This is a genomic window from Polynucleobacter sp. AP-Kolm-20A-A1 (assembly GCF_018688315.1).
GTDB lineage: Bacteria > Pseudomonadota > Gammaproteobacteria > Burkholderiales > Burkholderiaceae > Polynucleobacter.
This window is the reverse complement of the sequence record NZ_CP061315.1, coordinates 1,290,464-1,306,072: the sequence shown is the minus strand read 5'-3', so window position 1 is coordinate 1,306,072 and position 15,609 is coordinate 1,290,464. Positions and strand designations below refer to the sequence as shown.

20 protein-coding genes are annotated in these 15,609 nt (G+C 44.7%); 10 read left to right on the top strand and 10 right to left on the bottom strand.

Annotated elements, in window-relative coordinates:
* The first annotated feature begins 6 nt into the window (after positions 1 to 6).
* The 3 genes from phoU (at position 7) to phoR (ending at position 2,805) form a co-directional block, all read left to right on the top strand.
* Positions 7 to 714 carry a phosphate signaling complex protein PhoU gene (gene phoU / locus C2745_RS06520; RefSeq protein ID WP_215383566.1) on the top strand — a complete coding sequence of 236 codons (708 nt, stop codon included), beginning with the start codon at positions 7 to 9 and terminating at the stop codon, positions 712 to 714.
* Positions 715 to 729: 15 nt separating this feature from the next.
* Entirely contained in the window at positions 730 to 1,443 is a 714-nt protein-coding gene (phoB, locus tag C2745_RS06515) for a phosphate regulon transcriptional regulator PhoB (protein WP_215383565.1), read from the top strand.
* A 63-nt stretch (positions 1,444 to 1,506) separates the two neighbouring features.
* A complete protein-coding gene (phoR, locus tag C2745_RS06510; protein ID WP_215383564.1) occupies positions 1,507 to 2,805 on the top strand; it encodes a phosphate regulon sensor histidine kinase PhoR in 1,299 nt (432 codons plus the stop codon).
* 4 nt (positions 2,806 to 2,809) lie between these two features.
* Here phoR and C2745_RS06505 read toward each other — a convergent pair whose 3' ends face one another.
* A complete protein-coding gene (locus C2745_RS06505) occupies positions 2,810 to 3,010 on the bottom strand; it encodes a hypothetical protein (protein WP_215383563.1) in 201 nt (66 codons plus the stop codon).
* A gap of 158 nt (positions 3,011 to 3,168) precedes the next feature.
* Here C2745_RS06505 and C2745_RS06500 point away from each other — a divergent pair, with 158 nt between their 5' ends.
* The gene (locus C2745_RS06500; protein WP_215383562.1) at positions 3,169 to 3,381 is read left to right on the top strand and encodes a GDCCVxC domain-containing (seleno)protein; all 213 of its coding nucleotides are present in this window, start codon (positions 3,169 to 3,171) and stop codon (positions 3,379 to 3,381) included.
* A 201-nt stretch (positions 3,382 to 3,582) separates the two neighbouring features.
* Entirely contained in the window at positions 3,583 to 5,064 is a 1,482-nt protein-coding gene (locus tag C2745_RS06495) for a Ppx/GppA phosphatase family protein (RefSeq protein WP_251368429.1), read from the top strand.
* 79 nt (positions 5,065 to 5,143) lie between these two features.
* Here the strand turns inward: C2745_RS06495 and C2745_RS06490 are convergent, their stop codons facing one another.
* From C2745_RS06490 to C2745_RS06475, 4 genes are read right to left on the bottom strand one after another with little or no spacing between them, the layout of a single operon-like run.
* Positions 5,144 to 6,067: a GNAT family N-acetyltransferase gene (locus tag C2745_RS06490; protein ID WP_371742979.1), complete on the bottom strand. Its 924-nt coding sequence runs from the start codon at positions 6,065 to 6,067 to the stop codon at positions 5,144 to 5,146.
* Between the two features lie 44 nt (positions 6,068 to 6,111).
* Positions 6,112 to 6,510 (bottom strand): diacylglycerol kinase, encoded by a 399-nt coding sequence (locus C2745_RS06485; protein WP_251368427.1) that lies wholly within the window; start codon positions 6,508 to 6,510, stop codon positions 6,112 to 6,114.
* A gap of 12 nt (positions 6,511 to 6,522) precedes the next feature.
* A complete protein-coding gene (locus C2745_RS06480; protein WP_215383560.1) occupies positions 6,523 to 7,551 on the bottom strand; it encodes a glycosyltransferase family 1 protein in 1,029 nt (342 codons plus the stop codon).
* The gene (locus C2745_RS06475) at positions 7,548 to 8,357 is read right to left on the bottom strand and encodes a UDP-2,3-diacylglucosamine diphosphatase (protein WP_371742978.1); all 810 of its coding nucleotides are present in this window, start codon (positions 8,355 to 8,357) and stop codon (positions 7,548 to 7,550) included. Before C2745_RS06475 ends, C2745_RS06480 begins: the two co-directional genes overlap by 4 nt.
* A 104-nt stretch (positions 8,358 to 8,461) precedes the next feature.
* On the opposite strand from C2745_RS06475, the gene C2745_RS06470 reads away from it, so the two are divergent.
* Together C2745_RS06470 and ppk2 (C2745_RS06465) are read left to right on the top strand one after the other, a co-directional pair.
* On the top strand, positions 8,462 to 9,256 hold the full coding sequence (locus C2745_RS06470) for a 1-acyl-sn-glycerol-3-phosphate acyltransferase (protein WP_215383559.1): 795 nt from the start codon (positions 8,462 to 8,464) through the stop codon (positions 9,254 to 9,256).
* A 46-nt stretch (positions 9,257 to 9,302) separates the two neighbouring features.
* The gene (ppk2, locus tag C2745_RS06465; RefSeq protein WP_215383558.1) at positions 9,303 to 10,208 is read left to right on the top strand and encodes a polyphosphate kinase 2; all 906 of its coding nucleotides are present in this window, start codon (positions 9,303 to 9,305) and stop codon (positions 10,206 to 10,208) included.
* Positions 10,209 to 10,213: 5 nt separating this feature from the next.
* On the opposite strand, the gene ppk2 (C2745_RS06460) is transcribed toward ppk2 (C2745_RS06465), so the two are convergent.
* Positions 10,214 to 10,987, bottom strand: a complete 774-nt coding sequence (gene ppk2, locus C2745_RS06460) for a polyphosphate kinase 2 (protein ID WP_215383557.1) — start codon at positions 10,985 to 10,987, stop codon at positions 10,214 to 10,216.
* Positions 10,987 to 11,283, bottom strand: coding sequence for a serine/threonine protein kinase (locus tag C2745_RS06455; protein WP_215383556.1), 297 nt, complete (start codon positions 11,281 to 11,283; stop codon positions 10,987 to 10,989). Before C2745_RS06455 ends, ppk2 (C2745_RS06460) begins: the two co-directional genes overlap by 1 nt.
* Before the next feature lie 165 nt (positions 11,284 to 11,448).
* On the opposite strand from C2745_RS06455, the gene C2745_RS06450 reads away from it, so the two are divergent.
* Positions 11,449 to 11,712, top strand: coding sequence for a hypothetical protein (locus C2745_RS06450; protein WP_215383555.1), 264 nt, complete (start codon positions 11,449 to 11,451; stop codon positions 11,710 to 11,712).
* 24 nt (positions 11,713 to 11,736) lie between these two features.
* Here the strand turns inward: C2745_RS06450 and C2745_RS06445 are convergent, their stop codons facing one another.
* Positions 11,737 to 12,600 carry a hypothetical protein gene (locus C2745_RS06445; protein ID WP_215383554.1) on the bottom strand — a complete coding sequence of 288 codons (864 nt, stop codon included), beginning with the start codon at positions 12,598 to 12,600 and terminating at the stop codon, positions 11,737 to 11,739.
* Between the two features lie 217 nt (positions 12,601 to 12,817).
* Between C2745_RS06445 and C2745_RS06440 the strand changes: the two genes are divergently transcribed.
* Complete coding sequence (locus C2745_RS06440) at positions 12,818 to 13,033, top strand: YdcH family protein (protein ID WP_215383553.1); 216 nt, start codon at positions 12,818 to 12,820, stop codon at positions 13,031 to 13,033.
* Between the two features lie 16 nt (positions 13,034 to 13,049).
* Here C2745_RS06440 and C2745_RS06435 read toward each other — a convergent pair whose 3' ends face one another.
* On the bottom strand, positions 13,050 to 13,394 hold the full coding sequence (locus C2745_RS06435; protein ID WP_215383552.1) for a zinc ribbon domain-containing protein YjdM: 345 nt from the start codon (positions 13,392 to 13,394) through the stop codon (positions 13,050 to 13,052).
* A gap of 38 nt (positions 13,395 to 13,432) precedes the next feature.
* Here C2745_RS06435 and C2745_RS06430 point away from each other — a divergent pair, with 38 nt between their 5' ends.
* Positions 13,433 to 15,238, top strand: coding sequence for an AsmA family protein (locus C2745_RS06430; protein WP_215383551.1), 1,806 nt, complete (start codon positions 13,433 to 13,435; stop codon positions 15,236 to 15,238).
* A gap of 17 nt (positions 15,239 to 15,255) precedes the next feature.
* On the opposite strand, the gene C2745_RS06425 is transcribed toward C2745_RS06430, so the two are convergent.
* A complete protein-coding gene (locus C2745_RS06425; protein WP_215383550.1) occupies positions 15,256 to 15,603 on the bottom strand; it encodes a phage holin family protein in 348 nt (115 codons plus the stop codon).
* Between the last annotated feature and the right edge of the window lie 6 nt (positions 15,604 to 15,609).

Genomic DNA, 15,609 nt, shown 5'->3' with positions numbered 1-15,609 from the left:
ACATTCATGCCAGATAAACACCTATCATCACAATTTGACGCAGATCTTAATTCACTTTCAAGCCGCTTGCTTGAAATGGGTGGACTTGTAGAGTCGCAAATATCTACGGCGATGCGTGCATTTACGCAAATGGATATCGATACCTGTAACGTTGTTATCGAAAATGAAAAATTAGTAAATGATCTCGAAATTCAGATCGACTTAGCGTGCACCGAACTGATTGCGCGCCGCCAACCAACTGCTCGTGACTTGCGTCTTGTAATGGCTGTATCGAAAGCAATCACCAATCTTGAGAGAGCTGGCGATGAAGCGGAGCGGGTTGCTAAGCGTACTAAGCGTCTGATTGAGGCTGGATTACCACACAATATTAATGTGGCAGAAATTCGTTTGTCTGGTCAGATGGCGATCTCTTTGTTGCGCCGTAGTCTGGATGCGTTTGCCCGTTTAGATACCATTGCGGCTGCTGAGGTAGTCCAAGAAGATCGTCAGATTGATGAGGAGTTCAGGGGCTTTGTGCGTAAGCTCATCACCTATATGTCTGAAGATCCGCATATGATCAGCACAGGTCTGGATATGCTGACTATTGCCAAAGCAATTGAGCGTATTGGTGATCACGCTAAGAATATTGCAGAGTTTGTGATCTACATTGCCAAAGGGTCTGATGTACGTCATATCCCGCATGAAGATTTAGTTCGCGAAGCTAACAGACAATAATCAGGAAGCTGAATCATGACTCACCGCATACTCATAGTAGAGGATGAGCCATCAATTGCAGAATTGATTGCGATTAACCTTGCCCATGCGGGGTATGAGGTTGAAAGGGCGATGCAGACAGATCTTGCTTTGGCGATGATGAAGGATCAATTGCCAAGCTTGATTATTTTGGATTGGATGCTGCCTGGTAAGTCTGGCGTACAGTTTGCTAAAGAATTACGCGCTAGCGAACGCACTAAATCACTACCTATTCTGATGCTTACCGCTAAAAGCGAGGAGTCAGACAAAGTCCTTGGTCTGGATTCTGGTGCGGATGATTATGTTACTAAGCCTTTTTCGCCAAAAGAGTTGGTTGCCAGGGTAAGAGCCATTCTGCGAAGACAAACGCCGATGGAAGATACTGGTCCGCTGGCTATTGGCCCATTAAAGCTGGATCCAAGTTCACATCGTGTTTTAGCTGTTTGGCCCAACATGGACCCAAAGCCCATTCCCCTTGGCCCTACTGAATTTCGTTTGCTCCAGTACTTCATGGCCAATCCAGAGCGCGTGCATTCTCGTGGGAGCTTGCTCGATAAAGTTTGGGGTAGCGAGGTGTATATCGAAGAGAGAACAGTTGACGTTCACATTAAGCGCTTGAGGGCTGCTCTGGCCGCATTCGATTGTGATCGCTACGTCGAGACTGTCCGTGGCAGTGGCTACCGTATTACAAAGACCCCAACCGAAACTTAAGCTATTTTTTAGACTTTTGAGAATAATTTCCAGGTGATATTGGAGATGCTCTAATATTGCAGCATGTTATCCGTCTTATCCCGCTTTTTTGTCATCATCTGCGTCGCATTCATTGCTGCGTTTGTGGTGATGTCTGTTTGGGGTCCTGAATGGGCGATAGCTGCTGGAATTTCCGTGCTTTCTATACCCTTGATGTACGCCTACATCAATTTAGCGCGTCTTAGAAAATATATCCTTGCAGATACTGTTGAAAACATGCCCTTGCCAAGTGGGTTTTGGGAAGAAGTGTTTTTTAGACTTCAGCGTTTAGTAAGAAATCTAAAACAGCGCATTCGAAGTATTGAGCAACAACACGATCACTTTATCGAAGCGTTTCAGGCTTCGCCAAACGGAATTGTCATGCTCGACGAGAGCGATCAAATTGAATGGTGTAACAGTATTGCGGAGAGGTTCTTTGGACTCATATTCAAACGCGATGTCATGCAGCGGATCAATTTTTTAATTCGTCGCCCTGAATTTATTCAATACCTCAATAAGAGGGCTTTCGAAGAACCTCTGCTGATGGAACGTATGGGGCCAGATGGCAGTCTGAGCTTAATGCTGCAAGCCTTTCCTTTTGGTCAAAAGCGTCATCTTTTATTGGTGCAGGACGTCACCGATTTGCAAAAAGCAGATGCGATGCGCCGTGACTTCGTCGCTAACGTTTCCCATGAGATGCGAACTCCAATTACAGTGCTGATGGGTTTCTTGGAAACCGTTCAATCTCTAGATCTAAAGAAGGAGCAGCAGGATCAATACTTTGACATGATGATGTCTCAGGCTCAGAGGATGAAGAGCTTGGTTGAGGATCTGTTAACACTCGCCAATTTGGAATCCAATGCATTGCCCGCTACTAATACTGTGGTTAAGGTTGAAACCTTAATGGCCTTGCTGAAGAATGATGCTGAAGCGCTTTCTCAAGGAAAGCATTCATTTAACTTCGATGTCAATTCAAGGCAGAACTTGTTAGGCGATGAAAGGGAGATTCTTTCCGCATTTAGTAATTTGGTTTCCAATGCAATTCGTTACACCCCTGATGTTGGGTCAATTGGTGTTGAGTGGAATGTGAATGACCAAGGGCAGGGTGAGTTCTCAGTAACGGATACTGGTCCAGGCATAGCATCAGAGCATTTATCGCGACTCACAGAGCGCTTTTATCGAGTGGATAGAAGTCGCTCAAGGGATACGGGTGGAACTGGCCTCGGTCTTGCTATTGTTAAACATATTGCCAATAGACATCAAGCACAGCTAGTTATCGAAAGCACGCCAGGTAGGGGTAGTAAATTTACCTTGCGCTTCCCAAAAGATAGGATTGCTGTTTAATCACTCAGTCCTTTTTCTTCTTTTTCTTTTTCTTGGATTCTTTTGGCAGCTTATCAGCTTTGCCATTGGCATAAAGACACCAAACCTTAATTTCCTCCAGCAGTTCCACGAGATCGTCATGGGGGAGACTTTTTAAGTCCACTAAACCAATGCTACCCGACTCTTGTAGTTGTTTTACGGCATCTTCGTATTGATATTTGCTCATGCTTATCAAGCCCATGGATTAAGTAGTAATAATCCTAGCAAAGAAATATGACAGCGCTGACTTCTTTGGTTTAAACAATCTGGATGGCGGTACTGGTGGGCCGATAGGGATACCCTAGTTGACATATTCTTGACACAATTCTGATTCAGTATTGCATTGTGAATAAGACCATCAACTATCCGCAGTCTATTGTTACCTGCCCCCATTGCCAAGCAGCAGAAGTTATCGACATCGAGCATGGCAGCTCTCAACATCTATTTCGCTGCCAATCTTGCAGTGCGATTCTGAAGCCAAAGTCAGGCGATTGCTGCATTTTATGTAGCTTTGGTAATCGTGATTGCTCAAGCTCAGAGCAAAATCTAGCAGCCTAACCAGGGCTCTCTATTCCGCATATCCCAGCCAGATAGGCTGGTATTGGATTTCATCAATGTGTCATGGTTTTTACATAAAATAGACATAATTGATACAGCATTCCATTATTGGGGAATATTTTGGCCAGCAATCCCGTAGATCCTTTAGCAAATCCTGCAGAGCTTGTAGCTGCGGTAGATTTAGGATCGAATAGTTTTCGCATGCTTGTTGCTCAAGCTGTCAATACTCCCTCTGGTACCCAGCTACGCCCCATTGATACTTTGCGCGAAACGGTGCGCTTAGCAGCGGGCCTCACTGAAAATAAGCTATTAGGCAATGATGCATACCAACGCGGGCTCATAGCAATCAGACGCTTTGGTGAGCGCATTCGTGGATTTGACCCTGCCAATGTTCGGGCAGTTGCCACCAACACATTGCGAGTTGCTAAAAATGCTCAGCAATTTGTGGAGGACGCACAAGAAGCATTAGGGTTCCCAATTGAAGTGATTGCTGGCGTGGAGGAAGCTCGACTTATCTATATTGGGGCGGCACATGAAGTGCCTGCTGTGCAGGGCAATAGATTAGTTGTGGATATTGGTGGTGGCTCGACTGAATTCATTATTGGCAAAGGTTACGAGCCAAAGCTGATGGAGAGTCTTTATATTGGATGTGTCTCACACAGCTTGCGCTTTTTCCCCAAGGGAAATATTGATGCCCACGCATTTAAAGAAGCGGAGTTAGCCGCTCGTCGAGAAATTCAAGTGATTTCAGGCGCCTATCTAAAGAGCGGCTGGAATCAAGTTATTGGATCATCAGGAACAGCCAGGGCATTGGCTGAGCTAATTGCTAATAACAACTTCAATGGACAGGGCGATGGCCTAACCATGGGTCGCGTAAACGGCGCTAGTGGGCTGATCACTCGCGAAGGCTTAAAAAATCTCAAAAAACACCTCCTCAAGTATGAGCATGTCAACCAAGTAGAGCTTATTGGCTTAAAGGATGACAGGCGGGCAGTGTGGCCAGGGGGTCTAGCTATTATGTTAGCGGCGTTTGATGAGTTGGGTATCGAAGAAATGGAAGTTACAGATGCTGCGTTACGTAGCGGCGTCTTATATGACCTGCTAGGTAGATCACAACATCATGATATGCGCTATGTGACTGTAGAGCAGTTTATGCAGCGATATGCAGTTGATCGAGAGCAGGCCGCTAGAGTCGGTAAATTAGCGGCAGATTTTTTGCAGCAACTTCCTAAGCCTGAATCAGAAAGTAGGGCTGACAATGTTGCCTTATTACAGTGGGCAGCAAATTTGCATGAGATCGGATTGTCGATTTCCCATAACGGGTATCACAAACACTCTGCATATATCGCAGGCAATGCAGATATGCCTGGCTTCTCGAAGAATGATCAAGCCAGACTTGCCGCGCTTCTCATTGGCCATACCGGCAAATTAGGTAAGTTGGCCAACAACTCTAGTTTTGAAGACTGGCGCATGCTCTTTTGCTTGAGATTAGCTCAAGTTCTTTGTCGCGGACGCAATGACACCAGCTTTCCTAAGGTAAAGGTTTCTGAGCGCGATGGCTCCTACTTGGTAAGCCTTTCGAAGGAGTGGGCTACAGAGCATCCCCTAACAGAATTTAGTCTTCTCAAAGAGGCTGCAGAGTGGGAGAGGGTAGGTCGCTCTTATCAAGTAAGCTTTAAGTAGGCAAAATTACAGTTAAATATAAATACAAAAGCCACTTCGTTCTGAAGTGGCTTTTTATTAATTAAATTCCGTTTGAACTTTATAGGCCCAGGAAATGTTTTGCATAACGCGGATTAATATCTGATAGTCGCAACATGGTTAATAGGTCGGCAGTATTAAAGTCTGGGTCCCAGGCGGGTGCGCTACAAATTTTTGCACCCAACTTAAGGTAGCCCTTAATCAGCGGGGGAGGCTGCACTTCTAAGCCGCCGTTTAGTCTATCTAATGGTAGCGGAAGGCGCGGGAAGGCGTGGAATTCTGTTGGCGCCATTTGATCGTTGCCTAGAGAGTTATAGAGACTTGCAGCAAAGTGGCCGCCATCTGCCATAGGTATGCTTGCGCATCCAAGCATGATTTCGTAGTTGTTCTTTTGCATGTATTGGGCCAAGCCACTCCATAGAGCCATAATCACCGCGCCAGAACGATAGTCTTGATGCACACATGATCTGCCTAGTTCAACCAATTGAGGGCGAAGATGGTCGATGCGTGAAAGGTCAAACTCAGAATCAGAATAGAGGCGTCCAATTTCTTTTGCTTTATGAGGGGGAAGGACACGGTAAGTTCCAACTACTTTCAGGCTGTCTTGGTCGCGAATCAACAAATGATCGCAATAGGCATCAAATTCATCAATATCCAAGTTATCTGAGTTGCTTGCTAGGTTTGCACCCATCTCTTCAGCAAAGACCTTATAGCGCAACCTTTGTGCCTCTTTAATCTCACCAGGAGTACTTGCCCAGACGATTTTAAAGGTAGGCTTTTTGGCTTTTGTTACCTCGGCGACTGGGCTCGTATCTGCTTCTCGTAATTGAGCTCTTGATTTAGTAACAAATTTTTTCCCAAACAGCTTTTTGGCTATTTTCTTAGAGAGTTTTTGAAATGGATTTGGCCCGCTTTTTTTCAGCGCTTTTACTTTCTTGGTTGGGAAAATTTCAAATGAGCCAATAGGATTCGGTATATCAGACATAGCTAGCCTTAGAGATTATTAATTTAGAAAAAGTTAATGGGGTATTAAGGGATCAAAGGAATGCAGACTGCAGCCCAAATGAGGGATGCAATAAACAAGGCAATCATCACTGCAGCACTGCCGAAATCTTTTGCCCTCTTGGAAAGGTCGTGGTGTTCGAACGAGATTCGATCGATTGCCGCCTCTACGCTCGAATTTAGAAGTTCAATAACTAAAACCATCATTAGCGAGGAAATTAAAAGAGACTTCTCGAGTAGTGTGATTGGCAGTACAGCAGCGATTGGTGTGAGCAACACAAATAATGTGAGCTCTTGCCTAAAAGCACTTTCTTCTAAGAATGCATAGACCAAGCCGCACCACGAATTTTTCGCCGCATGCCATGCTCTAGTAAGACCTCTATTTCCTTTATGAGGATTTTGGTCAATGTGATACGGGGAGTTCATATTGGGCATTTATTAGGCTAATGCCGTTACATGAACTTCTGGCGTTGGAACAGGCTTTAAATGTTGAGCAAATTGCTCGGAAGCGGCTCTCCAAGAGAATTTCTCTGCATGTGCACGGGCAGTTTCGCGAGGAATTCTTAGGGCCCGCATACAAGCCTCGCGTAGGTCTTCATTCATGGCGCCAGCATTGGAATTGCCCAGGACATCTATCGGGCCGGTAACTGGATAGGCAGCCACTGGTGTGCCGCATGCCATTGCCTCAAGTAAGACCAGGCCAAAGGTATCGGTTTTGCTTGGAAAGACAAATACATCTGCCGCGGCATAAACTTTTGCTAATTCGTGCTGCTGCAATACTCCTAGATAGTTAATATCTGGGTATTTTTCTTTAATGCCAGCCATCGCTGGACCGTCTCCTACCACCCACTTAGAGCCTGGTAAATCAATTTCTAAGAATGCATTGATATTTTTCTCAACAGCAACTCGGCCCACATACAAGAAGATCGGGTGAGCAGTGTTTAAGGCTTTTGAGTCCTGCATCTTAAAAATATCGAGATCTACTCCCCTGGACCAAAGCACAACATTTTTCAGTCCAAACTTCTCGAGATCATCCTTCACGACTATGGTTGGTGCCATGACTGCCATGGAAGGCCCATGAAACCAGCGAATGAATGCGTAAGTAATTGCCAGTGGAATGCCAGTTCTGGCTTTTACATACTCTGGAAAGCGTGTGTGGTAGGCGGTAGAGAAGGGCAGACTATTCTTTACGGCATATGCACGAGCAGATAGGCCCAGCGGACCTTCGGTAGCGATATGCATTGCATCTGGCGCAAATTCTTTAATTCGTCGCGCTACCTCTTTGCCCGGAAATAGTGAAAGAGCAATGTCAGGATATGTGGGACATGGAATGGATTTAAAGCCTGTTGGGGTAATCATCTCTACTTCATGCCCCATAGCCATTAGCTCAGCTCTAGTTTGCTTTAAGGTCCGGACAACGCCATTTACCTGAGGATCCCAAGCATCGGTGATGATCATAATTTTCATAAAACAGCCTCTTTGATGAGTGATTCGATAGCGGGTGGAAGAGAAGGTTGAGCAATCTCAACAGGCTCGCCCTTAATGTGAGTCCAATGAATAATTTTGAGTTCGCCGGTTTGTGTTTCAACCAGGGCTGTTAGGCTTTCAACCCAATCACCATCATTGCAATACAGCAGACCATCGATCTCCCGAATTTCTGCTTTATGAATATGGCCGCATACAACCCCATCGCAACCGCGCAGACGGGCTTCTCTGGCCATCATGTGCTCAAAATCTGCAATGTAGCTAACAGCATTCTTCACTTGGTTCTTTAGATATTGAGATAGAGACCAATATTGCAATCCCATCTTGACCCGCAGCATGTTGAAATAGCGGTTCACGTACAGAATGAAGGAGTAGAGTGTGTCTCCAACATAGGCAAGCCACTTAGCGTATTGCATCACTGCATCAAATTGATCGCCATGAGTAACCCATAAACGTTTTCCATCAACGGTCGTATGAATTACTTCTTCTGCAATCTTGACATCACCAAATGAAAGGCCAAAAAACTGTCTTGCACTTTCATCGTGATTGCCTGGGACGTAGATCACCTCGCTACCTTTGCGCGCCTTGCGCAAGAGCTTTTGAACTACGTCGTTGTGTGATTGCGGCCAATAGAAAGACTTTTTTAGTCTCCAGCCGTCAATAATGTCGCCCACAAGATAAAACTTATCAGCTTCATTATGTTTAAGGAAATCCAGAAGGTAGCTAGCTTGACACCCTGATGTGCCTAGGTGCACGTCTGAAATCCAGATAGCTTTGTAATGCATCATGAAACAGTATTAAGCCAACCGAGTATGAAACTAGCATGACGGTTCTAAGACAGTTTTGTGACGAGGCAAAGATTTTTCAAATTTGATTTATATTTCTAGGTCATATGAGTCAGAACCAGCTACCCAAAAAGACGCTATTGCATGCATGCACCACATTGTGGTCATGGGTTCGGGTATGGGGACATGTGATTGTGGGCCTTGCAACCCTGGCTTTGCGCTTTCCATTTGCCACCCAGGAATCTAAAAGTACACATATTCAGCAATGGTCAATTAAGTTACTCAATATCTTTGGAGTTCAACTGCGGGTCAATAACAGTGGAATACTTCCTTCTGTGCCATATCTGCTTGCAGCCAATCATATTTCTTGGATGGATATTCATGCCATCAATGCTTTTAAGCCCATACGATTCGTAGCTAAATCAGATGTAGAGGGGTGGCCTGTTTTTGGTTGGATGGCTAAGCAATTGGGTACTTTATTTATCAAAAGGGATAGCGCTCGCCACGGAAAGCAAATTGCTGGCGTTGTTAGTGAAGTGCTGGAAACTCAGTCAGTCTGCATATTCCCCGAGGGAACTTCGACCGTGGGTGAGGGAGTCCTTCCCTTTAAGCCGAACTTATTTGAATCAGCAGCTCTTGCGCAGGCACCCGTTTACTCCCTTGCTATTTCGTATAGGTCCACGCTTACTGGAGAGAGGTCTGAATCGCCAGCCTTTGTCGGAGATATGGGTTTGCTTGAGTCTATGTCTAATATCCTAAATGACCGCAACATCATGGTGGAATTAAGCTTTCTGCCTCCATCGGGTGCAAGTCCTGATGCACCAAAGGATCGAAAATGGCTTGCATTACATAGTCAGGATGCCATTTCTGCCTATTTAAAGGGCGATCAACGCTTGATGTAATAAAAGTGTCATCTTCCCTCGTTATAAGTATTGTTAGGGAGTGGATATGACATCAAAACATAAAGAGATGGCTGAGTGGTATCGCCGTGCGCAAGAAGAGATTCTTGATAGCATGGATGAAGAACTTGAGATGGAGCTCGATGACGATCGCCTATCTCCTGACGGCGACAGTCAATCACAAATCCCGCGTAATGTTTACTTCCGTGAGCTTTTTAGGCTTCAGGGCGAATTAGTCAAGTTGCAAGACTGGGTGGTAGCTAACAAGCTTAAGGTAGCTGTCTTATTTGAAGGCCGTGATTCTGCGGGTAAAGGTGGTGCAATTAAGCGTATTACGCAGCGACTCAATCCGCGTGTTTGTAAGGTGGTTGCTTTGCCTGCACCCAACGAGCGAGAGAAGACGCAGTGGTATTTTCAAAGGTATATCTCTCATTTGCCTGCTGGTGGAGAAATCGCACTATTCGATAGAAGTTGGTACAACCGCGCGGGCGTTGAGAGGGTAATGGGTTTTTGTACTGATGACGAGTATGAAGAGTTCTTAAGAACAGTGCCGGATTTAGAGCGAATGATGATTAGCTCTGGAGTCATCTTGATTAAGTATTGGTTCTCCATTTCCGATGATGAGCAATACAATCGCTTCATGATGCGCATCCATGATCCATTAAAGCAATGGAAATTAAGTCCAATGGATTTAGAAGCAAGAAGGCTGTGGGAGGCGTATACCAAAGCAAAAGAAACAATGCTTGAACGTACGCATATACCTGAGGCTCCTTGGTGGGTGGTGGCGGCTAATGACAAGAAAAAAGCACGCCTCAATTGCATCACGCATTTGTTGAGTCAAATTCCATATCAGGAAATTGATCATCCGGTAATTACATTGCCAAAACGGGTGCATAACCCCGATTATCTGCGTGGACCAGTTCCCCCAGAAATGTATGTGCCTGAAGTATTCTAGGCAGCTTATTTCTCGAGCTTAGACAGCTTTCCATCCCATTTAAAGACAATCTCTTTATCTGCCTTGAGCAAAGTTTTGTCTTTGCCTGGGTAAGAAACTCTGGAAAGTAGATCCCTGATTAAATTCAAGTGAGCTAGTTTTTTATCGTTGGCCCTTACGATTGTCCAGGGAGCATCTTTAGGGCTGGTACTTTGCAGCATTTCATTTCTACACTTGCTGTAGGCATTCCAATTTTTCTGTGCCTGCTGATCAATTGGGCTAATCTTCCATTGCTTAAGGGGGTCATCCTCTCGGGATTTAAGTCGCGCCGCTTGCTCCTTCTTGGAAATATCTAAGTAGTACTTCAGTAGGGTGATGCCGGAGCTTGCCAGTATTGATTCAAAGTCATTCACCGTCTCAATAAAATTGGTGTATTGGTCTTTGGTGCAAAAATTCATTACACGTTCAACCCCGGCACGGTTGTACCAACTGCGGTTAAATAATACGAACTCGCCCTTCATGGGGAGTTGAGCTACATAACGCTGGAAGTACCATTGAGCAGACTCGCTATCGGAGGGTTTGCCGAGTGCAACCACCCGAGTTTCCCTCGGGCTTAAATGTTGGGTGATTGCTTTAATTGTTCCATCTTTGCCAGCTGTATCACGACCTTCTAGTATCACTAATATCTGATCACCATTACTGATCAGGCTATTTTGCAGTTTTACTAACTGTATTTGAAGTAAACGCAGTTGGTCTTCATAGCTAGCCTGCACCGGAGCATCTTTACTCTTTTTGCTCATTAATTGGCTTCGTTTAGGGTTGCCGTTTTAGTTGCGGCAACAGTCTTTTTGGCGGCTGCCTTTTTAGCTGGTGCCTTTTTGGCGGCAACCTTCTTTACCGAGGTCTTCTTGGTTGCGACTTTCTTGGCGGCGGGTTTTTTTGCTGCCGCGGCTTTTTTAGCCGGCGCCTTCTTATCGGCTACTTTTTTATCGAGTTTATCCAGGGCTTTTGCAAGCTTATCAATTAGCTTTTCTCTGTCGGACTCTAATTTATCAAGCTTTTTTAATAACTGTTTAACTAATTTCTTTTGACTCATGATTGTTCCTCTATTAATTGACGAATTTTGTGGATATATGTGTCCTCACCCCGATCCTACGTTCTATAACGACACTTTTCAAGGATATATGACAGTTGTGTGACAGTTTTGAGGATTAAATTGCCCTGTACTAGAATGAGTCAATCACGCTAATTGACCGACTATATGAAAATCATCCGCTTTAGCTCGCTTCTATGTCTTGGATTTATATGCATAGCCTGCTCAACGCCGCCAAGTAAGTTTGGTGTCTATCAGCAATCAGACGGCACGATTGGAGTGCATTCACCAAAGGATGCAAAAGAGCAGGAGGCTAGGGATGTGGCTCTTGCCGAATGTCAAAAGCTTGGGAAACGAGCCGTCACTATTGTGGAGGCTCGGAAAACGGCCAATGACCGTTTTCCGATGACTTACATCTATGTTTGTAGATAAATCTCTATAGGTTTGATTGGCTAATTAGCTTAGCAACCACTTCTTAATAGACTTATTGACACACATTGCATCTAAAGCAAGACCAAATAATTCAGAGCCATTTGTGACCATGCTTTCAATAGCTTCGACTTTGCCAGCCTTGATGCCGCGCAGGTAGGTTGCAGCACGATAGCGTAAGAAATGCTCAATTTCACCTTCTTCGTTATCGGTAGTGCATAGCTCAAGGCTGCCATAGCGGGTTTCTGGGTTGATATTCAGAATCGCCAAGCCCAATGCGCCAATCAATTTCTCTGGGACGGGGATCGGTACATAAGAGTAGAGCGATACCAGCATCTCTTCTTCATCAACTTCAATGATGTGATCAATATCTAAGACATCTTTTTCGGTCAATTCTGTTTCGCCAGAGTCGCCGCCACCAAAAGTAGATTCAAACTGCAACATTGCAGTATTGCTTCCTTTGGAGATTTCGATCATGTCAGGGTAGCCGAGCAAACCTTTCCACCAGTACATGAGAGAGAAGGTGCAAGGCTTTACTTCTACCAAGCCTTTTTTGGTGGACTTAGCAAAGTACAGACCATAGAACTCATCATCCTGCTCTAGACCGTATTGATCTACCTTAGGAGATTTGGCTGCAGCATTTTTAACAGCCTTTTTCGCCACTTTCTTAGCGGCAGGCTTCTTCGCTGCTGGTTTCTTGGCTATTACTTTTTTTGCTGCTGGTTTTTTTGCGACAACTTTCTTTGCCGCTGGTTTTTTCACTACCTTCTTTGCCGTCTTCTTGCTTACCACTTTCTTAGCAGCAGGCTTTTTAACAGCTTTCTTAACAGGGGCTTTTGTTACCACCTTGGTAGCTACTTTCTTTTTTGCTGGAGACTTCTTTGTAGCCATGGTTTATTACCCTTCTTTGGTAGTTATTGTGCTTACTGCACTTGATGATATTACTGCAATTTCCATAGGGAAATAACCATTCTCATATGGGGTTTGTCCTGCTCATTTCAAGGGCTGTGGGGGAGATATATTTGTTTGGCCGACCATTGTTCTGGGGTCGCGTCCTTGCTACACTGGAATCGAGTAGTTTTGAATAACCTTTATATAAAGAGAATCTATGTTCCCTGAATATCGCGAATTAATCACTAAGCTCAAAACTTCAGATCGTCACTTCTCGCATATATTTGATAAACACAATAATTTGGATCAGAAGATTCAACGGATGGAGGCCCACACCGAGCCATCTACTCCGGAAGAAATTGAAACTTTGAAAAAAGAGAAATTACTTTTAAAAGACCAGCTCTACGCAGTACTGAAAAAGGCGAGCACCTAAAACGCTCGCAAGCTACTTAAGCTTTTTTCAGGAAGCAGGCTTTAAGCAACATATTGCCTGCTTCTGTTTTGCAATCCACCTCATGGTCTCCAGAGACCAGGCGAATTCCCTTAATCTTGGTGCCCACCTTTAAAGTGGTAGACGAGCCCTTAACCTTTAGATCTTTAATCAAAGTCACCGTATCGCCGTCAGCCAGGAGATTGCCATTGGCATCTTTGACAATTAAACCGGCTTCAATTTCTTCGGCGGGTCCAGCCATAGGCCATTCATGCCCACATTGGGCGCAAACATAGTTTTCGCCATCTGGGTAAGTCATATCTTCCTGACAAGCAGGGCATTTTGGTAGGTTATCTGTGCTCATGTGAGTATTTTAGTCTAGCCATATAGAATGCTTAAATCATGAATAAAACGATCAAGCTCATTTTGGCTATATCTGCTGTAGCCCTTACTTTATTAGGGGTGGACTTATGGTACGGATCTTCATTGGTCAATCCAGCGCAATTAACCAAATTACTAAGTAGCTCAGTAAAAGATGCTACTGGCCGAGATCTTAAAATCTCAGGGCCTGTTAGCTTGAAGATATTCCCCTCTATTGGGGTTACTGCAGAGCAGGTCTCATTAAGTAATGCATCTTGGGCTAGTGATGCGCAAATGCTGACCTTGAAATACATTGAGATGAATATCAAATTACTGCCTTTGCTGACTGGTAATGTTGAAATTAGCAGTATGAATTTGAAGGGGCTTGATGCTCGCCTACAAACCAATAAGGCTGGGGTAGGTAACTGGGATATGACTTCTTCAGCAAGCACTCCCGATGCTTCTTCAGGCAATTCTGCTACCCAATCAACGTCTGATGACAGTGCATTTGTGGCGATTGAAGCTGTCAATATTTCTGATGCGCAAATAAGTTATCAAGAGGCAAATGGCTCGACCAAGATTTTTTCACTCCCTAAATTTGCTTTGGATAAGAGCGGGTCAAAAACGTCCGTTATTGTGGATGCCCAGCACGCTAACTACACGCTAGGTCTAAAAGGAAAAGTGAGCTCGTTACGCACGGCGATAATGGATTGGGATCAGTCTCCCGTAAAGATGGATATTGATTTGGTGCTCACCTTAAATGGCAAGACTCTCGACATTCAGGGCGAGATCAATAAGACGCCAAAAGTATTGCCTAAGTTCGATATTTCACTAAATTCCAAATCGTTTGATTTGGTTCCGCTTGCAGGTTCAGCAGTCATTGCTGCGAATGGCGCAAAGGTAAATTCTGTAAGCGCTCCCCCCAAGGCTCGAGAAAAATATTTCTTTAGTGCTGACATGCTTCCATTTGATTTAATCCCAGAGGCTACCGGCAAGATTGCTCTCAATATTGATAAGCTGGGCGTTCCCGATCAAGCCCCATTTACTAATGTAAAGGCCAATCTCTTATTTAAAGGTCAGGATCTAGAAATCAACGATTTGAACTTTGCCGTAGGCAAGGGTGAGGCGCAGGCGCAAATTAAGCTCTCTCAATTTCATGGTCCAAGCCCTGTGCTAGTGGCAAAAGGTATCGCCAAGGATTTCTCATTGGAGCAAATTGTAGTGACCGCAGATCCCAATGCGCGGGTAAGCGGCGGCAACACTGAACTGGCCTTTAACATCAGCAGTCGAGGGAAAAGCTTGCACCAGATAGCTGCTTCGGCAAACGGTACGGTCCAGGTCTATATTGGCAATGCAGTGTTGGACTCCGCTTTAATGAATAAGGGCGGTGATTTTGTCATCACGGTATTGGATGCAGTCAATCCAATGCGCAAGAAAACCAAAAAAACTATTCTAGAGTGCGCAGTAGCCTATCTACCAATTGCTAATGGCATTATCACTGCGAAGGATTCTGTTGGCGCAGTTACCGATCGCTTGGATATTCTGTTGGCTGGTACGGTCAACCTCAATACCGAAGCTATCAATATCAAAATTAATCCCAATGAAAAGTCTGGCCTAACAACTGGCCTCGATCTTGGCAGTTTGGTGATGCTGCAAGGTACATTGCAAAATCCCAGCGCAGGGATTAATAAGGAGGGGGTAGTTAATAGTGCTGTCACTATTGGTTTAGGCATCATCACGGGCGGAATCAGTATTGCCGCTGAAAATGCTAAATCGCTGGTTACGAAATCCTATTCTTGCAAAACAGCGCTGCGACCTTGGTCAGACATTTATCCTGGGTCTAAATAGACCCAGGTAATGCACTCTTAAAATACGAGTCCACTCACAAAGAGACTGAACAAAGAAATAAAGATACTGGCGAAGAATGCTGTCCAGAAGCTAGAGATCGTAAAGCCGCTCACTACTGCAGACACCAGCATCAATACCAGCGCATTGATCACCAGCAAAAATAGCCCCATGGTCACTACTGTTAGTGGAAGTGTGAATAAAATCAATAGCGGCTTCACAATAGCATTGGCAAAGCCAAGCAAGAGAGCGGCAATCAATAACGAACCGCCATCAGCAAAGCGTAAGCCGCTAAAAATATAGCTAGCCACCCATAGGGATAAAGAAGTTAAGCCCCACTGGACTATAAATAGCGTTAAGTTGCTCATGGTTTT

Coding starts and splice junctions, on each gene's coding strand:
- phoU (WP_215383566.1), top strand. CDS start 7: ATGCCAGATAAACACCTATCATCACAATTTGACGCAGATCTTAATTCA.
- phoB (WP_215383565.1), top strand. CDS start 730: ATGACTCACCGCATACTCATAGTAGAGGATGAGCCATCAATTGCAGAA.
- phoR (WP_215383564.1), top strand. CDS start 1,507: ATGTTATCCGTCTTATCCCGCTTTTTTGTCATCATCTGCGTCGCATTC.
- C2745_RS06505 (WP_215383563.1), bottom strand. CDS start 3,010: ATGAGCAAATATCAATACGAAGATGCCGTAAAACAACTACAAGAGTCG.
- C2745_RS06495 (WP_251368429.1), top strand. CDS start 3,583: ATGCTTGTTGCTCAAGCTGTCAATACTCCCTCTGGTACCCAGCTACGC.
- C2745_RS06490 (WP_371742979.1), bottom strand. CDS start 6,067: ATGTCTGATATACCGAATCCTATTGGCTCATTTGAAATTTTCCCAACC.
- C2745_RS06485 (WP_251368427.1), bottom strand. CDS start 6,510: ATGAACTCCCCGTATCACATTGACCAAAATCCTCATAAAGGAAATAGA.
- C2745_RS06480 (WP_215383560.1), bottom strand. CDS start 7,551: ATGAAAATTATGATCATCACCGATGCTTGGGATCCTCAGGTAAATGGC.
- C2745_RS06475 (WP_371742978.1), bottom strand. CDS start 8,357: ATGATGCATTACAAAGCTATCTGGATTTCAGACGTGCACCTAGGCACA.
- C2745_RS06470 (WP_215383559.1), top strand. CDS start 8,462: ATGAGTCAGAACCAGCTACCCAAAAAGACGCTATTGCATGCATGCACC.
- ppk2 (WP_215383558.1), top strand. CDS start 9,303: ATGACATCAAAACATAAAGAGATGGCTGAGTGGTATCGCCGTGCGCAA.
- ppk2 (WP_215383557.1), bottom strand. CDS start 10,987: ATGAGCAAAAAGAGTAAAGATGCTCCGGTGCAGGCTAGCTATGAAGAC.
- C2745_RS06455 (WP_215383556.1), bottom strand. CDS start 11,283: ATGAGTCAAAAGAAATTAGTTAAACAGTTATTAAAAAAGCTTGATAAA.
- C2745_RS06450 (WP_215383555.1), top strand. CDS start 11,449: ATGAAAATCATCCGCTTTAGCTCGCTTCTATGTCTTGGATTTATATGC.
- C2745_RS06445 (WP_215383554.1), bottom strand. CDS start 12,600: ATGGCTACAAAGAAGTCTCCAGCAAAAAAGAAAGTAGCTACCAAGGTG.
- C2745_RS06440 (WP_215383553.1), top strand. CDS start 12,818: ATGTTCCCTGAATATCGCGAATTAATCACTAAGCTCAAAACTTCAGAT.
- C2745_RS06435 (WP_215383552.1), bottom strand. CDS start 13,394: ATGAGCACAGATAACCTACCAAAATGCCCTGCTTGTCAGGAAGATATG.
- C2745_RS06430 (WP_215383551.1), top strand. CDS start 13,433: ATGAATAAAACGATCAAGCTCATTTTGGCTATATCTGCTGTAGCCCTT.
- C2745_RS06425 (WP_215383550.1), bottom strand. CDS start 15,603: ATGAGCAACTTAACGCTATTTATAGTCCAGTGGGGCTTAACTTCTTTA.